Origin of the sequence: Streptomyces rugosispiralis, from assembly GCF_024505145.1 — a bacterium.
GTDB classification, from domain to species: domain Bacteria; phylum Actinomycetota; class Actinomycetes; order Streptomycetales; family Streptomycetaceae; genus Streptomyces; species Streptomyces rugosispiralis.
Genome location: NZ_JANIAA010000100.1, coordinates 1 through 6,378, shown reverse-complemented (window position 1 = coordinate 6,378; position 6,378 = coordinate 1). Strand labels below are relative to the sequence as shown.

The 6,378-nt window shown below is 71.8% G+C and carries 1 protein-coding gene; it reads left to right on the top strand.

All coding sequences use genetic code 11. The annotated features are described in order from the left end of the window. Window positions 1–6,378 (top strand): type I polyketide synthase (locus tag NP777_RS46325; RefSeq protein ID WP_308405412.1); only part of this gene is annotated, 6,378 nt, incomplete at both ends.

Sequence of the window (6,378 nt, the reverse complement as noted above, 5' to 3'; positions counted from 1 at the left end):
GCCGTGGGCCGACAACGGCATGGCGGAGGCCGTCGCGGACCGGTGGCGGCGCCATGGCCTCCCCGCGATGGACCCCGAGTCGGCCATCGCCACCCTGGAGCAGAGCGTCAACCACCCGACGGCAGCGGCCCTGATCGTCGCCGACGTTGAGTGGGACACCCTGGCCGGGACGATGGCGGACACCCGTTCGCGCCGACTCCTGCACGACCTCATGGCCGACGGCTCACCCGACACCGCTCACCAGGCCACGACCGGTGACGGGGCGCTTCGGAGCCGACTCGCCGGGCTGGGGACGACGGAACAAGACCGTGTCCTCCTGGAGTTCGTGCGGTCCCATGTGGCAGCCGTCCTGGGACATCGCCGCCCCGAGGCCATCGACGCCGACCGGGCCTTCAAGGAACTGGGTTTCGACTCCCTTGCGGCGGTGACCCTGCGCAACCGGCTGAACGCGGCCACCGGGCTGAGCCTGCCGAGCACCCTGCTCTTCGACCACCCCACCGTGACGGCGCTGGTCACACTGTTGCGCGCCGAGGTGCTCGGGCTGGAGAACGGCGCGGACGCGGCCGTGCCCGTCGCCGTGGCCACCGACGACGAGCCCATCGCCATTGTGGCCATGAGCTGCCGCTTCCCCGGCGAGGTGCGGACGCCGGAAGACCTGTGGCAGCTGCTGCTCGCCGGGCGCGAGGTGCTGACCGAGTTCCCCGCCGACCGCGGATGGGACCTGGACACGCTCTATGGCCCGGACCCGGACGAACACGGCAAGAGCTATGTCCGCGAGGGCGGATTCCTCGAAGGAGCGGGCGACTTCGACCCGAAGTTCTTCGGCATCTCGCCGCGTGAGGCGGTGGCGATGGACCCGCAGCAGCGGCTGCTGCTGGAGACGTCATGGGAGGCGTTCGAGCGGGCCGGGATCGACCCCACGCTGCTCCGGGGCAGCCAGACCGGGGTCTTCGTGGGCAGCAACGGCCAGGACTACGCGACCAGCCTGCGCCGGGCGGCAGCGGAGCATGTCGAGGGCCACCTGGTCACCAGCAGCGCCGCCAGCGTCGTCTCCGGACGTATCTCCTACACCTTCGGCTTCGAGGGCCCGGCGGTCACGGTGGACACCGCCTGCTCGTCGTCGCTGGTCGCGCTGCATCTTGCGGCGCAGTCCCTGCGCCAAGGCGAATGCTCGCTGGCGCTCGCCGGCGGTGTCACCGTGATGTCCACCCCCGAACTCTTCGTGGAGTTCAGCCGCCAGCGTGGTCTGGCGGCTGACGGCCGGTGCAAGGCGTTCGCTGCGGCCGCCGACGGCACCGGCTGGGGTGAGGGCGTGGGCTTGCTGCTGCTGGAGCGGCTGTCGGACGCGCGCCGCAACGGCCATCAGGTGCTGGCGGTGGTACGTGGCTCCGCCGTCAACCAGGACGGTGCGAGCAACGGCCTCACCGCACCGAGCGGCCCGTCGCAGCAGCGGGTGATCCGGACCGCCCTGGCGAACGCCGGGCTGTCGGCCGCCGACGTCGATACGGTCGAGGCGCACGGCACGGGTACGACGCTGGGCGACCCCATCGAGGCGCAGGCGCTGCTGGCCACGTACGGGCAGCAGCGGCCCGACGAGCGGCCGCTGTGGCTCGGCTCGATCAAGTCCAACATCGGCCACACCCAGGCCGCGGCCGGTGTGGCCGGGGTCATCAAGTCGGTGCTGGCCATGCGCCACGGCGTGCTTCCGCGCACCCTGCACATCGATGAGCCATCACCGCATGTGGACTGGTCCGCGGGTGCGGTGGAGCTTCTGACCGCCCCGGTGGCATGGCCCGAGACCGGTCGGCCCCGTCGCGCGGGCGTCTCCTCCTTCGGCGTGAGCGGCACCAACGCCCATGTGATCCTGGAACAGGGGCCGACGGAGTCCGATGCCGCCACGGACGCCCCTTCGGAGCCGAACGGTGTGGTGCCGTGGGTGGTATCGGCGCGGTCCGACGCGGGGCTCCGGGACCAAGCCGCGCGCTTGCTGTCGATGGTCGGCGAGGAGGCCGGTCCGGCGCCGGTTGATGTCGGTCTGTCGCTGGTCACCACGCGTGCCGTGTTCGACCGGCGGGCGGTGGTGCTGGGCGCCGACCGTACCGCGCTCGTCAGTGGCCTGACCGCGCTGGCCCAGGGCCGCGAGGCCACCGGTGTGGTGCGCGGAGTGGCCACTGGCTCCTCGGACCGCGTCGCCTTCGTCTTCCCCGGTCAGGGGGCGCAGTGGGTGGGGATGGCGGCCGGGCTGCTGGATTCCTCGCCGGTGTTCGCGGAACGGGTGGCCGAGTGTGCGGCGGCGTTGGCGCCGTTCGTGGACTGGTCGTTGGCGGAGGTGCTCAGCGACCCCGCGGCGCTGGAGCGGGTGGACGTGGTGCAGCCCGTGTTGTGGGCGGTGATGGTGTCGCTGGCCGAGCTGTGGCGTTCGTACGGTGTGGAGCCCGCGGCCGTCATTGGTCATTCGCAGGGTGAGATCGCGGCGGCGTGTGTGGCGGGTGCGTTGTCGCTGGAGGACGCCGCGAAGGTGGTGGCGTTGCGGAGCAAGGCGTTGCGGGCGTTGTCGGGGCTGGGCGGCATGGTGTCGGTGTCGTTGCCCGTGGAGCGCGTACGGGAGCGGCTCGCGGTGTGGGGCGAGCGGCTGTCGGTGGCGGCGGTGAACGGCCCGTCGGCGGTCGTGGTGTCCGGCGACGCGGACGCCTTGGACGAGTTGCTGGCGGCGTGTGAGGCGGACGAGGTCCGGGCGCGTCGCATCCCCGTCGACTACGCCTCCCACTGCGCTCATGTCGAGGCCATCGAGGACGAGCTTCAGCAGACCCTCGCGGGGATCGCTCCACGCCCGTCGTCGGTGCCGTTCTACTCCACGGTCACGGCAGGTGTGCTGGACACCCGGGAACTCAACGCCGGGTACTGGTACCGCAATCTGCGTCGGACGGTGCGTTTCGACGAGACCGTCCGGGCCCTGCTGACGGACGGCTTCGATACGTTCATCGAGGCCAGCGCCCACCCCGTCCTGACGATGGGTGTGGAGCAGACGGCCCAGGATCACGGTACGCACATCACCGCCGTCGGATCCCTGCGCCGCGACGAAGGCGGTCTCGACCGGTTCGCCACCTCCCTCGCCGAGGCATACGTCGGCGGTGCCGCCGTCGACTGGGCGGCCATGTTCGCGGGCACCGGCGCCCGACGTGTCGATCTGCCGACGTACGCCTTCCAGCACCAGCGCTACTGGGTCGAGCCCTCAGCCGTCGCGGGCGACGTGTCCTTGGCCGGACTGACCTCCGCCGACCATCCCCTCCTCGGTGCGGCGACCGCGCTGCCCGACTCGAACGGGTGGTTGCTGACGGGCCGCCTATCACTCCGTACGCACCCCTGGCTCGCCGAACACACCGTGCTCGGCCGGGCCCTGCTGCCCGCGTCCGCGTTCGTCGAGTTGGCGCTGCGAGCCGGTGACACGGCCGGATGCGATCGCGTGGAGGAGCTGACGCTGGAGGCGCCCCTGGTGCTTCCCGAACGGGGCGCCGTGCAGCTCCAGTTGACCGTCGGCGGCCCCGAGGAGGACGGCGGACGTCCCGTACGGGTGTACGCGCGGCCGGAGGACACGGCGGACCGGCCGTGGACCCGGTACGCCTCGGGAACGCTGGTCCACAGCGAAGCCCAAAGCGAAGCACACGGCCATGCCCACGACCGAGCTCACAGCGAATCCCGTGGCGAAGCACACGGCCAAGCCCTCAGCGAAGCACACGGCCATGCCCGCGGCGAGGCTCAGAGCCACGCCACTGACCTCGGCATATGGCCGCCGACCGGCGCCGAGTCCGTCGATATGACCGGCTTCTACGAGCGGCTGGCCGACGCCGGGGTGACATATGGGCCCATCTTCCGCGGTGTGCGCGCGGTATGGCGCCGCGGTGATGAGGTCTTCGCCGAAGTGGTGCTGCCCGAGGAAGCCCATGGCGAGGTGTCCCGGTTCGGCATCCATCCGGCCCTGCTGGACACCGCCTTGCAGACGGGCTTGGCGCCCCTCTCGGGCAACGTGGACGGCATCCGCCTGCCGTTCCTCTGGAGCGGTGTGTCGTTGCACGCGACCGGGGCGTCAATGCTGCGCGTCCGGCTGACCCACAAGGGCACCGACACCCTGTCCGCGCTGGTCACCGACCCGGCCGGAACACCGGTGGCCACGGTGGACGCGCTGGTGGCGCGGCCGGCCACGGAGGAGCGGTTCGCGGCCGCGACAGCGGAGCCCGGCGGCGGCCGACCGGAACGGGCCACCGTGGTCCGCCGCGCACTGGCCCAGACGGCGCTCGCAGCGGAGGAGGCGTCGCTACGGCAGCGTCTGCGCCGGGTGGGCGACGCGGAGCGGGAGCGGTTGGTGTTGCGCATGGTCCAGGACCAGGCCGCCGCCGTCCTCGGCCACAGCACACCGGACGCCGTTGAGCCGGAGATCTCCTTCAAGGAGCACGGGTTCGACTCCCTCACGGCGGTCGAGCTGCGGAACCGGCTGAACGCGGCCACCGGCGAGCGGCTGGCCGCCACGGTCGTCTTCGACTACCCGACCCCCGCCGCGCTCGCGGAATACCTCCGCATGGAGCTGCTCGGCCTCCGGGAGGACGATGCCCCCTCGACACCCGCGCCCGTCACCCGGGCCGAGCTGGACGACGATCCGATCGCCATCGTCTCCATGGGGTGCCGTCTGCCCGGCGGCGTCCGGTCCCCGGAGGAGCTGTGGGACCTGCTGACCGAGGGCCGCGACGCGATATCCGGCTTCCCCGAGGATCGTGGCTGGGAGCTCGACGGGCTCTACGACGCCGACCCCGACGTCCCAGGGAAGACTTACACGCGCCGTGGTGGCTTCGTCGACGGCGCGGGTGAATTCGACGCGGCCTTCTTCGGCATCTCACCGCGTGAGGCGGTGGCGATGGACCCGCAGCATCGACTGCTGCTGGAGACATCCTGGGAGACCTTCGAGCGCGCGGGTATCGACCCGGCCTCCCTGCGCGGCAGCCAGACCGGTGTGTTCGTGGGTGCCGGATCACACGGATACGGCACGGGTCCGATCCGGCCGTCGAGCGGTGTCGAGGGCTATCTGCTCACCGGCAACGCCCTCAGCGTCACCTCGGGTCGGCTCGCCTATGCGTTCGGCTTCGAAGGGCCGGCCGTCGCGGTCGATACGGCGTGCTCGTCGTCGCTGGTGGCGCTGCATCTGGCCGCGCGGTCGCTGCGGCAGGGCGAGTGCTCCCTGGCCCTGGCCGGTGGCACCGCCATCATGTCCACCCCCTGGACGTTCGTCGGCTTCAGCCGCCAGCGGGGGCTGGCCCCGGACGGGCGCTGCAAGCCCTTCTCCGCCGCCGCCGATGGCTTCGGCCCGGCGGAGGGCGTCGGTGTGCTGTTGCTGGAGCGCCTGTCGGACGCCCGCCGAAACGGACACCGTGTGCTCGCCCTCGTACGCGGCACCGCCATCAACCAGGACGGTGCGAGCAACGGCCTCACCGCGCCCAACGGCCCCTCGCAGCAGCGGGTGATCCGCGCGGCGCTGGCGAACGCCGGTCTGTCGGCGGCCGAGGTGGACGCGGTCGAGGCACATGGCACCGGCACCAAGCTGGGCGACCCCATCGAGGCACAGGCCCTGCTCGCCACGTACGGCAGGGGCCGCCCCGAGGAACGGCCGCTGCTGCTGGGCTCGGTGAAGTCGAACATCGGGCACACACAGGCGGCGGCGGGTGTGGCCGGTGTGATCAAGATGGTGCTCGGCATGCGACACGGCGTGCTGCCGCGCACCCTGCACGTGGACGAGCCATCGCCACATGTGGACTGGTCCGAGGGCGGGTTGCGCCTGCTGACGGACGATACGCCCTGGCCGGAGACGGGACGGCCGCGCCGCGCTGCGGTCTCCTCCTTCGGGATGAGCGGCACCAACGCCCACGCCGTGCTGGAAGCGGCCCCGCTCGACGATGTCCCTGGCCGTGGTGTCGATGACGACACCCCGGCCGGGGAGCAGCCGGAGATCACGCCATGGGTGCTCTCCGGACGGTCGGAGACCGCGGTGGAGGCGCAGGCGGAGCGGCTGCTGGCGTATGTGCGTGAGCGCCGAGAGCTGTCGCCCGCGGATGTCGGGCTGTCGTTGGCGACCACGCGCAGTGTGTTCGAGCACCGCGCGGTGGTACTGGCGGGGGACGGGGACGGTCTCGTCAACGGCCTGGGCGTGTTGGCCGAGGGGAACGTGGCCCCCGGTGTGGTACGGGGGATGGCGACGGCCCGAGACCATGCGGTGCTTGTTTTCCCTGGTCAGGGGTCGCAGTGGGTGGGTATGGCGGTGGGGTTGTTGGAGTCTTCGCCGGTGTTCGCGGAGCGGTTGGGTGAGTGTGCGGCGGCGTTGGGGCCGTTTGTGGG